We start from the raw sequence: 15,089 nt of genomic DNA, 5'->3' as shown, positions 1-15,089 counted from the left end.
TCTTGTACGGTGCGCTTAGGTATTCATTATTGATTAAGCATTAAAGATAAGCCATCAAAAATGACTTGCGATTATCTTAGCAGGATTCTAACGAAGGCGGTTAACCATTCCTTGGCAAACTTTTATTGCCTCACTTTTTTCTCGCTTCACTTACTCATGCACTTTCATGGCAACAAAGTTATCGTAAGCAGTCCGCTTTTAGTATTTTGTTTATGCCTATTTGTTTATGCAGATAAGTACACTGCTTATCCTCAATAAAAGTTTATGCATTAAGCGCAGGCGAAAACAAAATGATATAATGACGCAACTTTTTATTGACCACAATCAATCCATAACGGTCATCAAGTACTGACCTGCTATTTAAACAGCGCCTATTAAAAAACTAATAATCGATAAGGATACCTTATGTCCGCTACGGCCCAGTCAAACGCCAATTTTATTACGCAAATCACTGACCTTGCCGATTGCGTAGGTAAGACGCCTTTGGTCAAATTGAATCGCCTGCCTGAGCAAGAGCAGATTGCCAATGGCGCGGTATTGCTCGCCAAACTCGAAGGCAATAACCCTGCTGGCTCGGTAAAAGACCGTCCGGCCTTTAATATGATTTATCAAGCTGAGCAGCGCGGTGATATTAAACCTGGCGATATGCTCATTGAAGCGACCAGCGGCAATACGGGCATTGCTTTGGCGATGGTGGCGGCGATGCGTGGCTATCCAATCACCCTATTTATGCCAACCAACTCGACCCAAGAACGTAAAGATGCGATGGCCGCTTATGGTGCGACGCTTATCGAGGTGGACGAAGGCATAGAAGCCTCGCGTGATATGGCCTTGCAAATGCAAGCCGACGGTAAAGGCATTGTACTCGATCAGTTTAACAATCCTGATAATAAACAAGCGCACTATTTGACCACCGGCCCTGAGCTGTGGGCGCAAACGGACGGTAAAATCACTCATTTTATCAGCTCGATGGGCACCACAGGTACTATCACTGGCGTTGCGCAATATCTTAAAGAGCAAAACCCTGACATTAAAGTCATCGGTCTACAACCTGACGAAGAAGCATCTATCGCTGGCATCCGCCGCTGGCCTGCCGCTTATATGCCCGGTATTTTTGAAGCAGATTTGGTTGATGACATCATGGATGTTGATCAGCGGGTCGCCGAAGTTTATATGCGTAAATTGGCGAAAACTGAAGGCATTTTTGCTGGTGTGTCATCAGGTGCAGCGGCATGGGCCGCTACCGAAGTCGCAAAAGCAAATCCTGATGCCATGATTGCTTTTATCGTTTGCGACCGCGGTGATCGTTATTTATCGACGGGCCTATATAGTGTGAATGACGCTGACGATAGCACGGATAACGCCACCCCATAAGCTTATAAATAGGCAGAATTATTTATGTCAAACGCCCTCTCGTCCAAACCTATCTTGGTCTTTGATATTGAAACGGTTGCCGATACCGAGGCTGCCCGCCGTATCTATCCGCAGTTGGCTGAGCTAAACGATGCCGATGCTTTGAGCGCATTGACAGCGCTGCGACTCCAAGAAGCAGGTCACGATTTTATGCGTTTGCCCTTGCAGCGTATTGTTTGTATCTCTGCACTCTATATTAAAGACGGCAAATTTTCCTTGTTTTCTTTGACCGCCGATAAGTTTAGCGAAAAAGACATACTGAGCAAGTTTTTTCGCGCGTTCAGTGACCTTGAAAAGCTGCCACAGCTGATTAGTTGGAACGGCTCAGGCTTTGATATTCCGGTGCTTATTTATCGTGCCATGCAGTATGACTTATCAGCGTCGTGGTTATTTGAAGAAGGCGAGCGCATCAAAAACATGCGCTTTGATAATTACGTTAATCGCTTCCACAGTCGCCATCTTGATTTGATGGACAGATTTAGCCAATACGGTGCCAGCCGCCGCGAAGCCATGGATATCGTCGCCAGTCTTTATGGTTTGCCCGGTAAAACCGATGTCGATGGCAGTATGGTTGGCGAGCTGGTGAGCAATGGTGATTGGCAAACGCTCTCAATATATTGCGAATCTGATGTGATGAATACTTGGCTGATTTATTTGCGCTGGCTGCGATTGACAGGGCAATTGTCCTCACCAGATTTTGAGGCATGGCAGCAGCAAAGCCGTGACTATTTGGCCCAATATACCCAAGCAGATGGCAGTCCTCGCCATCATGAGTTTATTGCTGATTGGTCGTCTGCTCCATAGCCACACTAGACATCTTAACGACAACGGCTTCCTTATTCTTAGTTATTTATCCTTTATTGCTTATTATTTATTATTAAGGCAGGTTTATGCAGCCCACCGACTCAAAAGACTTTACTACTCTAAACGTCAACCAACAGCCTAACGAGGCTCAGACCATTACTATGCCGCCAAGTAAGAAAAAATCTAAGCCTTCGTCAAAAACCCGCCGCCGTTTAAAAGATGCTGAGCCATTACCCTTTAAAATCGATGGCTTGTCGCATGATGGTCGCGGCGTTGCTATTTATGGCAATGGTTTCGGTGAAGCCGACGGTCATATCGAAGACAAACACGGCAAAAAGATTTTTGTCAGCTTTGCATTACCGGGTGAAAGCGCCTTAGTCAAAATCACCAATAGCCGTAGCAGTTTTGAAGAAGGCGATGCGGTGAGCATTACTGCCAATCCAAACCCTGAGCGTGCTGTAGCGCCCTGCCCGCATTTTGGCGTTTGCGGTGGCTGTAGCTTGCAACATTGGCAGCCCGATGGTCAAATTAACTTTAAGCAATCGGTACTCGCTGAATTGCTTATGCATCAAGCCGATGTTGAACCAGAGCATTGGCTCGCGCCCGTGGTTGGCGATCGCTTAGGTTACCGTACCAAAGCGCGGCTCGGCGTGCGTTATGTCGCCAAAAAAGAAACCGCCTTGGTTGGTTTCCGTGAGCGCTCAAGTAACTTCTTAGCGGAATTAAATGAGTGTCATATCTTAGACCCACGTATTGGCTTTGAGATTGAAAATCTAAAAGCGCTTATCAGCACGCTTGAGAGTCGTGACAAGATTGCTCAGCTTGAATTAGCCATGGGCGAAGCGCTACCAGAGCTACCTGATGGTAATCAACCCGTTGCACTGATTGTACGTAACTTGTCACCATTATCAGATGTGGATATTGAAAAATTAAAAACCTTCTTTGCAGCGCGTAATTGGCAGCTCTATTTACAATCAAAAGGCGCCGATAGTATTCAGCGTATTGCCTTAACTGAGCATGACGATATGACTGAGCAGTTTGGGCGCTTATATTATCAATTACCTGAGTATGATTTGACCTTTGAATTTATCCCAACCGACTTTACTCAAGTTAATTTATCGGTCAATCGTCAAATGACCAAGCTTGCTTGTGATTTGTTAGACTTAAAAGCGGGTGAGCGGGTGCTCGATTTATTCAGTGGTTTGGGTAACTTTAGCTTACCACTCGCGCGTTTGGTCGGCGAAACTGGTGCGGTGGTCGGCGTTGAAGGCAGTGAAGCCATGACCGCTCGCGCGGCCGATAACGCACGCCGCAATGGCATTACTAATACGGAATTTTATAGCCAAGACTTAACACAAGATTGCACCGATAAACCTTGGGCCAATCAAGGCTTTGACGCGCTACTCATCGACCCACCGCGTTCGGGCGCGTGGGAGATTATGCAGTATCTGCCAAAGTTCAATGCCGAGCGTATTGTCTATGTCTCTTGTAACCCTGCTACCCTTGCCCGCGATACCAAAGCTTTGTTAGAGCAAGGCTATCGTTTGACGCATGCAGGCGTGATGGATATGTTCTGTCATACCGGCCACGTCGAATCAATCGCACGCTTTGAGAAAGTGTCCGCTTAGCATCAATTTTAATGATGTTTAAAGTAAGGTGTTTCAAAAGACTTTATTTTAGGGCAGCGTGTTTTAATACACGCTGTTCTAAAACACCAAAATAACGTATGACAGATATAAATAAAGACGACCTTTTTTAACCTATTAATTTAAGCAAAAATGGCCTGAACGATAGGGATAAAAAGGCGTTATGTTATCGAAAGCGACATTATCATTACAGAGCCTTGCTTGATTTGTCATTGTGACATGAGATAATAACAGCCAATGTATTTAGGCTTTCTTCAACAAGATATCGTGAGTATCCTTTATCCTTACTCAGCGCTTTATATATTATTTATGTCTGTCATTTTATAGCTGCTAAAAATGGATTTTTTAGCGGCTGAATTGATTTATAGCTGACACTTTACCTATGGAAACCTAAAAGTGTGGTTGGTGAATGGGCTTTTAATCAATTTAGAATAGCTAAGAGGAGTGGGCTATGGTAAAAATTCGTGAAGGGCTACCGCTGGTAGATGGACAAACCACGCAAGCCGATAGCGCAACATTGGCCGCACAACTGGTCGCGAGCCAACGCTCTCATCAGTCTGCCAATAGCTATGCCCAAATTCCACACGACATCAAATATCAGCTGACTACTCATAAACTGCATACTACCTTTGATCGCTCTGCTCAGTATGCTTACCACAGCCATGACCCTAACCTTGAAGATGAATATTTAAACAATCAATTGCTTAATGATGCCAATGCGCTTTCGGCACAAGAACTAGAAGCCATTGATTTAGATCAGATAAATATCGACGTCCCTACTTGGCTGGATAATATTGCCAAGCGTATCGGGCAAGAATCTGTGCCCAATCTTGCTAGCGCTTGCGAATTTATCCGCAGTCATATGAATACCAGTGAATCTGAACGTTCAGGCGCATATGTCACCGGTATTGGCATGACCGATATCTTGACTTACCTGTATCAAGATGAAAATGCGCTTGTCGCCGCGATGCTTTATCGTAGCGCCCGCAAATCGATTATTAGCTTAGCTGAAATTGAAAAAAAATTCGGTGCCGATATCTCAACCTTGGTCAAAGATACCTTGGCGATGGGGAAACTGTCCGAAATCATCGAAAGCAATAAGCGCTTAGAAGACCATTTCGTCAATAATCAGCGTGATCAGCTCTCCAACATTTATAGTATGCTCATCTCTGTGACCAACGATGTCCGCGTGGTGCTGATTAAACTGGCTGAACGTACCTTTGCCATGCGCGAACTGACTTTTTCTGGTGAAGAACGACAATATCGGGTCGCGCGTGAGGTTATGACCATTTATGCGCCACTGGCTCACAGGCTGGGCATTGCCCAATTAAAATGGGAGCTTGAAGATTTAGCCTTTCGCTATCTGGCGCCTGAGCGTTATAAAGAGATTGCCAAACTTTTATCAGAAAAACGCAGCGAACGTGAGTCTTATATTCAGCGCGTACAAGATAAGCTCAATGAAGCGTTGGCGGAAGCGGGTATCGAAGGCGAGGTTTCAGGCCGCGTCAAGCATATTTATTCTATTTACCGAAAAATGAAGCTCAAAGGTTTATCCTTTGATCAGCTATATGACATTCGCGCGCTACGGGTCTTGGTCAATAATCCTTCAGATTGCTATCACGTGTTGGGCTTGGTACACGGTTTATGGCGCTATATCCCTGAGCAATTCGACGACTATATTACCAATCCAAAATCAAATGGTTATCGCTCGCTTCATACCGCCGTTATTGCCGAAAATAAATCGCTAGAAGTACAAATTCGCACCCAAGAAATGCACTTCGAGGCCGAGCTTGGCATGTGCGCACACGTCAATTACAAAGAAGGCCTGAAAAATAAAAAGGACAATTACCTTAACCAAAGAATCAGCTCATTACGTCAGCTCTTATCGATTAATAACGAAACGCGCAATCAGCCGCGCTCAGCATTACTGACTGGCGAAGAATTAGAAGAAATCGAGTTCGACGATGATGAGCAGTTGGTTGATTTCGATGGGCTCGAGCGTATTTATATCTTTAGTCGTGATGGCGATATTACCGAGCTGCCAAAAGGCGCCACTGTACTGGACTTCGCTTATTATGTACACACGCAAGTCGGTAACCGAGCGCAAGCGGCGCGCGTCAATCAGCGCTATGTGCCGCTGACTTACCAGTTAAAAACGGGCGAACAAGTTGAGATTATTACCAAAGCCTCGCGTGAACCCAATCGCGATTGGCTAGTCGCCTCGCTCGGTTATATTCATACCAATCGCGCGCGCTCAAAACTGCGTCAATGGTTTAATAAGCAAGACCGCGATAAAAATATCGAGATAGGTCGCCAAATGCTCAGTAAAGAGCTTGAGCGCTTGTCGGTGCACCCAAACAGTATTGATTTAAACGATTATATCCAGCATTTTAACGTCAATAATACCGATGATATCGTGGTTGGTTTGGTCACGGGTGATATCAGTCTTAATCAATTGACCAGTCATATTTCACGCCAGTTAGATTTAGAGCCTGAAAAACCTGAAGAAGATTTCACCCCTAGTATCGATACGAGAAACGCGGGGAAACTTGATGCTTATAAAATCCGTATCGATGGTTTGGATAATATCGAGATTAACCTAGCCGGCTGCTGCCATCCTGTCCACGGTGAACCTATCGCAGGCTACATTACCTTATCGCGCGGCGTCAGCGTACATAACCGTGGCTGCCCCGAATACCTGCGCTTGATTGAACGGGATCCTGAGCGTGAAATTGAGGCGGCTTGGACGGTTAAAGCTGGTCGTTATCAGCCGGTAGACATTCACGTTGAAGCCTATGACAGGCGCGGATTACTACGTGATTTGACCCAAATTATTGATAAAGAAAACGTCAATATTCGTCAGGTTGAGACGCTCAGTAACGATGACAATATCGCCTTTTTAAAGTTTCATATTGAAGTTTCAGGGCTCGCGCATTTGTCTAAGTTACTTGCCAAGCTCGAGCAGCAGCATGGTATTTTGCATGCTCGCCGTGCTGTTGTTTGATAGCTTAAACTTTAAAATCTTTGGAAATAACCTTTATATATAATAGAGTCTGATAAGAAATACTATGCCTGAGTTGCCGGAAGTAGAAACCACCAAAACCAGCCTGACACCTTTATTAGGTCAACAAGTGGTCGATGTCAAAGTTTTTCAACCAAAGCTACGCTGGTCGATGCCCGATAACTTGAGTGAACTGGTTGATTATACTTTGGACAGTGTCGAGCGCCGAGCGAAGTATTTAATCCTAAATTTTATACCGCTCACTTCTGTTAATACCAACGCTTCTATTCAGCCAAATAGCTTAGCACCGCGTCAACTTTTGATTCACCTTGGTATGTCGGGTAGTTTACAGCAACATAGCCATGGCACCGATAAGCGTAAACATGACCACTTAGTAGTAACATTTAGCGCCGCTGATAATAGCCAAACACAGCTACATTATTATGATCCGAGGCGATTTGGCTCAGTATTATGGTTTAAAGATTACGGTAATAAGCTTTTAGACCATTTGGGTCCGGAGCCATTATCAGCAGACTTTACCGCTGATTATTTATATCATTTAATACAGCGCTCGGACAATCCAAATCAAACCTTGGATAACAACATAGCTAACAAAACCAATAGCAAGCAGCCTATCAAGCGCGCGATTAAATCAGTAATTATGGAGCAGCAAGTCGTTGTTGGCGTTGGTAATATTTATGCAACTGAAAGCCTTTATTTATCAGGTATTCATCCGGCAACACCAGCTAATGAAGTCTCCTATGAGCAAATAGATACCTTGGTTGATCATATCAAAGCCATTTTAAAAAAGGCCATCACGCTAGGTGGTTCCACATTACGCGATTTTACCGTTGCCAGCGGTCAAACCGGCTACTTCCAGCAAACTTTAAATGTTTATGGTAGACAGGGCGAAACCTGTCCGCATTGCGATACGCTATTAGAAAATATTAAGTTAAATGGGCGTGCCAGTGTCTTCTGCCCTAACTGTCAGCCTACTAAATAATCCATTTCTAAACTCCCTCACAGCTGAAGATTTAAAAAGTCTGCAAAGCTATAAAGCACTAAATTGCCACAATGAATACTTTTTATGGAAATCTGATTTAACGCTATTAAAAACTCCATTCAAACTTATTCGTTTTAAGAAACATCTTTCATATAAATATATCCTGCGCATTTTTGTTGCTTATTGGCTTAAATCTTGCTTTAATAGTGCCAATATTTACATAAATAGTGCAAAGCGTTTATTTATCTGTAATATTAAAACTATTTATCAATGCCTATCGTTGTCGCATTATTTCTATAGGGAAGTTGTCTCTGTATGGAAATAGCAGCAGCTATGAATCATACTTCTTATGAGTTTTAGGATATCATTATGAGCGCTCCAGCTAAAATGAAACGCACAGCTAAATATAAACTACTGACCATGATGGCAAGCATAAGCTTGATTTTTGCTAGCATGCAGCCCGCTCTAGCAGCGATAGAAATCGATGAAACGGATTTTGGCCCCTCTTATGAGACCATGGCAGTTGATACTATTGTTGGTAAACCATTACAGTTAGTGACCGCTGTGGCAGGCACCGCCGCTTATCTTGTAAGTCTGCCCTTCTCGCTTATCGGCGGTAACGCCGACCAAGCACAGCAGAAGTTATTCGTTGAACCTTGGGATGCCATGGGACGCTGCCTAGGCTGTACGGTTGCCGAGGATAACTATTATAAGTCACAAGTTGTTGACAATAATGTCGTTCGTATTGTGGTCGATGGTCCTTCAGAAATTCTCATTAATACCAATGACTATGTGGTAGTTAAACCTTAATTAAAAAACTTCGAGCTTATCAATCGACAATAAAAAAGGCTAACTTATTGTTAGCCTTTTTTGATTTTGGTAAGCGAATTATATGATTTTATTTTGTAAGGTGAGTATTACTCAGCTTAGCGCTAATCTCACGCAGTAATTGCACCTCTTCTGACGGCTCTGCAACCGCTTCTTCTACCTCATCTGCACGGCGTAATCTATTAACCATTTTTACCATCATAAATATGATAAACGCCAAAATTAGGAAGTTAATCAACACTGTGATAAAGCTACCATAAGCCAACACCGGTACGCCTGCTGCCTTAAGTGCATCATAAGTCATTGCCACACCTTCAGGCGCATCTCCTAGTATAAAAAACATGTTTTTGAAATTAATTTCGCCGCCGGCAATAAAAGCGACTATAGGCATGATAATGTCTTCAACTAAAGAAGTCGTAATAGTCGCAAAAGCGCCACCAATGATGACACCGACTGCTAGGTCCATTACGTTACCTTTTAAAGCAAATTCCTTAAACTCAGATACCATACTCATGATGTCACTCCTTGAAAGTTCAATTAATTATTATATAGATGATGAACTAGATTCTCTAATATTGAGTTTTTAAACCCTTTTAAAGAGATAGCACTTATTGATTAGATCATTTTTATTATATATGAAAACTAAACACAAAAAAAAGCAATATAAAGTGAACTTTATTTTGCTCACCTTATACTGCTAATTTTCGATGTCAAAGCTAATCATGAAAAATTAGCTTTGAGTACTTTTTTAATATTAAAAATATAAATTACCAAGTAATTTACGTATCGATATTAAGCATTTTTCTTGCGTCCATGACGCTTACGCTCATTTTCAGTCAAATAACGCTTACGCAGACGTATGGCTTTTGGCGTTACTTCTACTAATTCGTCATCTTGAATGAATTCAAGCGCTTGCTCAAGGGTAAATTTAACCGCTGGCGTCAGCGTCAACGCTTCATCAGTACCACTGGCACGGACGTTGGTTAACTGTTTAGCAGTCGTTGGATTGACAACCATATCATCATTACGAGAGTTCAAACCAACAATCATACCTTCGTAAACTTCAAGCTGTGGCTCAGCGAACAATTTACCACGTTTTTGTAGGTTAAATAGAGCGAAACCTAAGCAAACACCATTGGCCATAGAAACCAATACGCCGTTTGAACGACCACCAACATCACCAATCTTTTGTGGACCGTAATGTGAGAAGCTTGAAGTCATGATACCAGTGCCCGAGGTCAAGGTTAAAAACTCTGAACGGAAACCAATCAAACCACGCGCAGGCATAGTCGCTTCAATACGCATACGACCTTTACCATCAAGCTCCATATTGGTCATCTCGCCTTTACGCAAGCCGACTTGTTCCATAATTGGACCTTGATGCGCGTCTTCAATATCAAAGACAACATTTTCATACGGTTCTTGTAGCTTGCCATCTACTTCTTTAACAATAACTTCTGGACCTGATACGCCAAGCTCAAAACCTTCGCGGCGCATGTTTTCGATCAATACTGATAAATGCAGCTCACCACGACCTGATACTTTAAATTTATCTGGAGACTCGGTGTCTTCTACACGTAGCGCCACGTTGTGAATCAATTCACGCTCAAGACGCTCACGAATATTACGTGATGTCACAAATTTACCTTCACGACCGGCAAATGGTGAATTGTTTACTTGGAAGTTCATCGATACCGTTGGTTCATCAACAGTCAATGCTGGCAACGCTTCAACATGGTTAGGGTCACAAATGGTGTCTGAAATATTTAGCGCATCAATACCGGTAATACAAACGATATCGCCCGCTTGCGCATCGTCTACTTCAATACGCTCAAGACCGTGATAACCCATGATTTTTAGGATACGACCGTTACGCGTTTTACCATTCTTATCAATGACAGTCACAGGCGTATTGGTTTTAACTTTACCGCGTTGAATACGGCCAATACCGATAACGCCAACGAAGCTGTTATAGTCAAGGCTAGAAATTTGCATGCGGAAAGGTGCATCTGCATCGACTTGCGGTGGCTGTACCACATCAACGATGGTTTTAAACAACGGCGTCATGTCACCTGCTAAATTATCTGCTTCCAAACCAGCAATACCGTTTAAGGCAGATGCATAAACCACTGGGAAATCTAATTGCTCGTCAGTAGCACCCAAATTATCAAATAGATCAAAGATTTGATCCATTACCCAATCAGGACGTGAACCAGGACGGTCAATTTTATTGATAACCACAATCGGCTTTAGGCCTTGCTCGAACGCCTTTTGAGTGACAAAACGGGTTTGCGGCATTGGGCCATCAACACCGTCAACAACCAACAATACGCAGTCAACCATTGACATAACGCGTTCGACTTCGCCACCAAAGTCGGCGTGACCTGGGGTGTCGACAATATTAATACGGTATTCAGTGCCATCAGTGTCATCTGTCCAGCGGATGGCCGTATTTTTTGCCAAAATAGTAATGCCACGCTCTTGCTCAATATCACCTGAATCCATTGCGCGTTCCGCAATGTTTGCACGGTCGCCAAAAGTACCAGATTGATGTAATAACTTATCAACCAAAGTGGTTTTACCGTGGTCAACGTGGGCAATAATTGCAATGTTACGCAGGTGTTTGATATCGTTCGCCATATAAAATGCTCGTTTCGTCTTAAAAAATGCAGTAGCAGTAAGCACCGCTGGATAAACTGTTAACATCAACCAGATAGACATGATTGGCTTAGGATTAAATAATTGCACAATACGTACAGCAATTTAATATTAACGAAATCAAATACCTATGCTGATAAATCCATCGTACAGATAGCTATGCTAATGTACACTTTGTCAGTTTACAAAGTGTTTGGGTCGCTAGTATAACATTATTGCGCTATCAATTTATGCAATAACTTACTTTTCTGAGTGTATAAATAAAAAAAAGCCACCCAAAGGATGACTTTTTTTGTAACTAATTAAGTTAATACATAATTAGTAGCGTCTACTTACTGAACAACCATATCTTTAGTTTGTTCAACAGTCATGGTTTTGTCACCAGTAATGATGGCATATACACGACGGTTCATAGCGCGACCTTCTTCAGTGTTGTTATCAGCGATTGGTTGGTCATAACCATAGCCAACTGTTGATAGACGGTTTGGTGCGATACCAAATTCGTTAGTCAACATAGATTTCACAGCAACTGCACGGGCTTCAGATAAACGTTGGTTATAACGTGCTGAAGGACCTGTTTTAGAAGCGTGACCTTCAACGCGAGCGGTAGAGTTAGGATACTCACGCATCTTCTCTGCTACTTTAGCGATTTCAGGTTTGTATTGGTTTTTGATAGTTGATTTGTCGTTATCAAAGAATACACGTAGTTCCATTTTTAGCTCATCAGTAATATCTACTGGTACTGGGCAACCGCGCTCATCAACTACTTGGTTCATTGGAGTGCCTGGGCATGCATCGATGCTATCAGGTACGCCATCACCGTCAGAGTCAAGATCAGAAACGACTACTACTGGTACTGGAGCAGTATCAACTAATGGCTCTTGCATTGGCGGTACAGCAACAGTAGGAGCTAAGTGACCACCTAGTACGACTTCTAGACCAGCTAGAGCCATACCTTCCCACCAGTTTTGATCAAAGTTATGAATCGCACGACCTTCACCGCGTAGGCTTAATGAATCGTTAATACGATACATAGCACCTAAACCTAGGTTACCAATAGTATCTTTTGTACCTGAAACCATATTACCGCTAGCATCTTCGATTTCAAGTTTAGATTGGCCTGCACCAATCAATGCATAAGGTTTGAATGCGTTATCTGTATAACCGCTGAACTCTTCAAAACCAATCAAGAAGTTACCAGAAATCATTTCATGTTCAGCATCTGCGTCGTATGCTGAACCTCTGTTGCTTATAGCATCGGTATTAGAAACACCATACTCTACTTGGAATTGCGTAGAAGGAGTCAGCTCGATACCAAGAGCCGCACCAGTATATAAGCCGTTCTCTACATAATAGTTTTCAGCACCATCATTGTAGTTTGCTAGTAACTCACGTTGGTCTTCACCATCTTCTGTCCAATGGTAACCAAGTAATAACGGGCTAATAGTAACACCAGCGTTTGCAGCTAGTGGAGCCGCTGTAATGGCAAATAATGCCAAAGCAATTTTATTTAATTTCATGAAATTCCTCCAAAGGATAATTTTAGTAATGCGTCAAGCAAAACCGCATCTTAAGATGCCCAAAAGCAGACATCATTTACGAATTTGAAATTACAAAGCAAAACCAATTGAGAAGTAGCTTAGCGATTATCAATTCAGTTTACAACTTTTTTCGTTAACCAGCTACACATTATTACACGATAATGTCATAACTAAAACACATTAGCCAACTTAACTTACTGACGACTAACACACTTTACACTCTTTATCTTTTGTGTGTGAGGTCGCAATAGATGATGAAACGAATCCTATCTATTGTTTCAAGATATTTTAATACAAATCGTTAATTTTCTCTATCGTTAAAACTCCTTATTCACGAATTGAAACATTCTTTGACAGTAGACATATATTTGGTTTATATTCGGATAATTGAACTTTTTTTTACTAATAGCTAGGGCGTGTTGAACATTCGACCATGGCACTGACAGCGACTATTTTTTAGGCGATTCGATGTTAAAAATAATAAGTTTAGTCATTCTAAGCGCTTATTTTTAACGATGAAGCGGCAAAAAAGAGTCCTGTCCCTGCGGCCTGATGCTAAAATTGCCCCATATTGCGTTACAAATCTCGCTAAGGCATCTGCATTATCGTCGCTTTGTGCCTTGTCTGGAAAAATTTTAGCGATCAGCAGTGCCTATTTGCGAATGTTCAACACGCCCTAATAGTATAAAACTTACGCAAATTTTATAGTTACTTGAAATTCGGGCGCAATATTCAGGTTAGTCGATTATTAATGTATAGCCGTACCTCTTGTATAGGTAGCAGTCTCTCATGATTGAATTATATAAAGTATCGTCAAGAAAGCAGACTCATTTTCAAGCACATAATAAATATGGCTTTACCTTGATAGAGCTGATTGTTACTGTCGCTGTGCTGACTATTATAGTAATGATTGCGACGCCCTATATTCTAGAGCAATTAGCAAGCATGGAAGCAAAACGTATCGAGAGCCAAATTAAAAATACGCTAAAGTTAGCGAAAGCTGAAAGCCACATTAGAAGACAAAACTTGTTGGTTTGTCTTTCTAATGACGGCGCTACATGTCATAGAGACAGCTATAAGAAGCTATTATTATTTTTAGATGCAAATGATAATAAAAACTTCGACTTAGGAGTTGATGACCTGCTAGAAGAACAGGCTTTAGAACCTAAATACAGCACCTTGTATTTACGGGTAGGAAATAATCGCCATTACACTAAATTCTGGGGCGATAGCGGTAAACCTCGCGGCCATTTCGGACATATTAAGTACTGTCCAACCTCAACCTATAATCATGCCATGTATCAAATCTCATTCAACCAAGGCGGAGGCATTACTTATAAGCCTAATGCAAGCCACCCTACTGATTGTGGACAATAGAAATTACGACATTAGGTGTTTAAGCATTTTGACGCATAGCAGACTTCATCATAATGACCGCTTGCTCTAATCCCACAAAAACGGCGTCGGCGATGAGGGCATGTCCGATATTTAGCTCATATATACCATCAATTTGCGCAATAGCGTGGACATTATCACGCGTCAAACCATGACCAGCATTAACTAAAAGCTTGGGATCAGCATGTTGCGCGGTTTGCACAGCTTGCTTAATTCGAGTAAGCTCATCATTCATTTTAGCGATATTACCTGCTAAACCCGCTTCCGCATAAGCACCAGTATGCAATTCAATTGCATCTGCCCCACAGCTTACCGCTGCTGCAATCTGCTTGTCTTCTGGATCAATAAATAAAGAAACCTTGATACCTACTGCTTGTAATTTACTAACATAATCTGTTAGCCAAGCTACCTGCCCTGCAACGTCAAGTCCGCCTTCGGTAGTCAATTCGGCACGTTTTTCAGGTACTAGACATACCCAATACGGCTTAACTTGACGAGCAATCTCTAGCATCTCAGCCGTTGCTGCTATCTCCAAGTTCATTCTGGTGGTTAGCTGCTCAGCTATCTCATAAACGTCAGCGTCTTGAATGTGTCGGCGGTCTTCACGCAAATGAATGGTGATACCATCAGCTCCAGCTTGCTCACATAGCAGAGCAGCCGCCAAGGGGCTAGGGTAACTGACACCGCGAGCCTGACGTAAGGTCGCTACATGGTCAATATTTACCCCTAACAGAGGCTTTTTTAAGGCATTTTCTGAAGTTTGTGCTAAGTTGGAAGTCTTTACTGTTGCATTAATCATA

At 42.5% G+C, this 15,089-nt stretch carries 11 protein-coding genes; 7 read left to right on the top strand and 4 right to left on the bottom strand.

What is annotated here, in order from left to right:
• The first annotated feature begins 405 nt into the window (after positions 1 to 405).
• From cysM to FOR85_RS08425, 6 genes are all read left to right on the top strand, one after another.
• Positions 406 to 1,374 carry a cysteine synthase CysM gene (gene cysM / locus FOR85_RS08450; RefSeq protein WP_144297559.1) on the top strand — a complete coding sequence of 323 codons (969 nt, stop codon included), beginning with the start codon at positions 406 to 408 and terminating at the stop codon, positions 1,372 to 1,374.
• Positions 1,375 to 1,398: 24 nt separating this feature from the next.
• Complete coding sequence (locus FOR85_RS08445) at positions 1,399 to 2,217, top strand: 3'-5' exonuclease (protein ID WP_144297558.1); 819 nt, start codon at positions 1,399 to 1,401, stop codon at positions 2,215 to 2,217.
• Positions 2,218 to 2,303: 86 nt separating this feature from the next.
• Complete coding sequence (gene rlmD / locus FOR85_RS08440) at positions 2,304 to 3,845, top strand: 23S rRNA (uracil(1939)-C(5))-methyltransferase RlmD (protein WP_190295527.1); 1,542 nt, start codon at positions 2,304 to 2,306, stop codon at positions 3,843 to 3,845.
• A 469-nt stretch (positions 3,846 to 4,314) separates the two neighbouring features.
• Entirely contained in the window at positions 4,315 to 6,867 is a 2,553-nt protein-coding gene (locus tag FOR85_RS08435) for a bifunctional (p)ppGpp synthetase/guanosine-3',5'-bis(diphosphate) 3'-pyrophosphohydrolase (RefSeq protein WP_144297557.1), read from the top strand.
• 64 nt (positions 6,868 to 6,931) lie between these two features.
• On the top strand, positions 6,932 to 7,867 hold the full coding sequence (gene mutM / locus FOR85_RS08430; protein WP_144297556.1) for a bifunctional DNA-formamidopyrimidine glycosylase/DNA-(apurinic or apyrimidinic site) lyase: 936 nt from the start codon (positions 6,932 to 6,934) through the stop codon (positions 7,865 to 7,867).
• A gap of 369 nt (positions 7,868 to 8,236) precedes the next feature.
• Positions 8,237 to 8,677 (top strand): hypothetical protein, encoded by a 441-nt coding sequence (locus FOR85_RS08425; RefSeq protein WP_144297555.1) that lies wholly within the window; start codon positions 8,237 to 8,239, stop codon positions 8,675 to 8,677.
• 88 nt (positions 8,678 to 8,765) lie between these two features.
• On the opposite strand, the gene mscL is transcribed toward FOR85_RS08425, so the two are convergent.
• The 3 genes from mscL to FOR85_RS08410 form a co-directional block, all read right to left on the bottom strand.
• The gene (gene mscL, locus FOR85_RS08420) at positions 8,766 to 9,209 is read right to left on the bottom strand and encodes a large conductance mechanosensitive channel protein MscL (protein ID WP_144297554.1); all 444 of its coding nucleotides are present in this window, start codon (positions 9,207 to 9,209) and stop codon (positions 8,766 to 8,768) included.
• 278 nt (positions 9,210 to 9,487) lie between these two features.
• Positions 9,488 to 11,335, bottom strand: a complete 1,848-nt coding sequence (typA, locus tag FOR85_RS08415; protein ID WP_144297553.1) for a translational GTPase TypA — start codon at positions 11,333 to 11,335, stop codon at positions 9,488 to 9,490.
• Positions 11,336 to 11,685: 350 nt separating this feature from the next.
• The gene (locus FOR85_RS08410; protein ID WP_144297552.1) at positions 11,686 to 12,873 is read right to left on the bottom strand and encodes an OmpA family protein; all 1,188 of its coding nucleotides are present in this window, start codon (positions 12,871 to 12,873) and stop codon (positions 11,686 to 11,688) included.
• 810 nt (positions 12,874 to 13,683) lie between these two features.
• Between FOR85_RS08410 and FOR85_RS08405 the strand changes: the two genes are divergently transcribed.
• Complete coding sequence (locus tag FOR85_RS08405) at positions 13,684 to 14,271, top strand: Tfp pilus assembly protein FimT/FimU (RefSeq protein WP_144297551.1); 588 nt, start codon at positions 13,684 to 13,686, stop codon at positions 14,269 to 14,271.
• Between the two features lie 19 nt (positions 14,272 to 14,290).
• Here the strand turns inward: FOR85_RS08405 and FOR85_RS08400 are convergent, their stop codons facing one another.
• A complete protein-coding gene (locus FOR85_RS08400; RefSeq protein ID WP_144297550.1) occupies positions 14,291 to 15,088 on the bottom strand; it encodes a pyridoxine 5'-phosphate synthase in 798 nt (265 codons plus the stop codon).
• Position 15,089 lies beyond the last annotated feature (1 nt).

Origin of the sequence: Psychrobacter sp. YGAH215, assembly GCF_007280595.1 — a bacterium.
Taxonomy (GTDB): domain Bacteria; phylum Pseudomonadota; class Gammaproteobacteria; order Pseudomonadales; family Moraxellaceae; genus Psychrobacter; species Psychrobacter faecalis.
This window is presented reverse-complemented; position numbering and strand designations above follow the sequence as displayed.